The following is a 998-nucleotide window of genomic DNA, read 5'->3' as shown; positions in this document are numbered from 1 at the left end:
ATGAATGGGTATATACAGGGTTGTTAAAGATAGAAATTATACCACTATTAATAATACAGGTTTAAAAGATGAACAGTTGTCTTGGAAGGCAAAAGGCATTCTAGCTTATATCCTCTCTCTTCCTGATGATTGGGTGTTTTATAGAGAAGAGTTAGCTACACATGCGAAAGATGGTTTAGATAGTTTGAGAGCTGGGATGAATGAGTTGAAAGAGCATGGATATCTTCATAGGTTCCCTGTTAGAGACGATAAAAACAAAATAATCAAATGGGAAACTGTTATATATGAGATACCACAAAAAGAGCCAGTGGTGGAAAAGCCATTGGTGGAAAAGCCACCAGTGGAAAACCCACCGGTGGAAAATCCCAAGCTACTAAATACTAAAGAACCAAATACTAAAGAACTAAATACTGATGTTAATAAATATATAGTCGAGATAGTAACCTATCTCAACGATGTTTGCTCTTCTTCTTATCGTTCAACTACTAAAAAGACGCAGTCTCTTATTAAAGCTAGATTGAGTGAAAAGTTTACTGTAGATGATTTTAAAAAAGTTATCGATGTAAAACATGCTGAATGGACTGGAACACCACAAGCTAAATATTTGAGACCAGAAACGTTGTTTGGGACTAAATTTGAAAGTTATTTACAGCAATGGGAGTTGTGGAAGAATGGAAAAACTCGGGGATATAATGTCGGGTCTTATGGAAAGAGCGCAGATCATGTACCAGAAGAAGTTGGAAGAGGAATCAAACCAGCCGATAACCGAGGATTCGCAAAAACAATCGGTTGAGTGTAAGAAGTGCGGTGATAGGGGCTACATATTCGAAAAGCAACCGTCTGAGTTTTTGAATGGAAAATATGTGGATGTTGCGATTGAATGTGAATGCTTAGAACGAAAGAGCCTTATAGCTAGATTTAAAAACGCTATGATTCCGTCTGAGTTCGAAAATGCACGGTTTGATAATTATGTAAGGGAAACAGCAGTTCAGCAAACC

General features: G+C 37.2%; 1 protein-coding gene. It reads left to right on the top strand.

The window, feature by feature from the left end; all coding sequences use genetic code 11:
• The first annotated feature begins 4 nt into the window (after window positions 1-4).
• A complete protein-coding gene (locus tag MR058_RS22830; protein WP_242145937.1) occupies window positions 5-793 on the top strand; it encodes a conserved phage C-terminal domain-containing protein in 789 nt (262 codons plus the stop codon).
• Window positions 794-998 lie beyond the last annotated feature (205 nt).

Origin of the sequence: Bacillus cereus group sp. BfR-BA-01430 (assembly GCF_022663115.1) — a bacterium.
GTDB classification, from domain to species: Bacteria; Bacillota; Bacilli; order Bacillales; family Bacillaceae_G; genus Bacillus_A; species Bacillus_A cereus_BD.
Note: the sequence above shows the minus strand (reverse complement) of the source record. Positions and strands in the feature narration are given on the sequence as shown.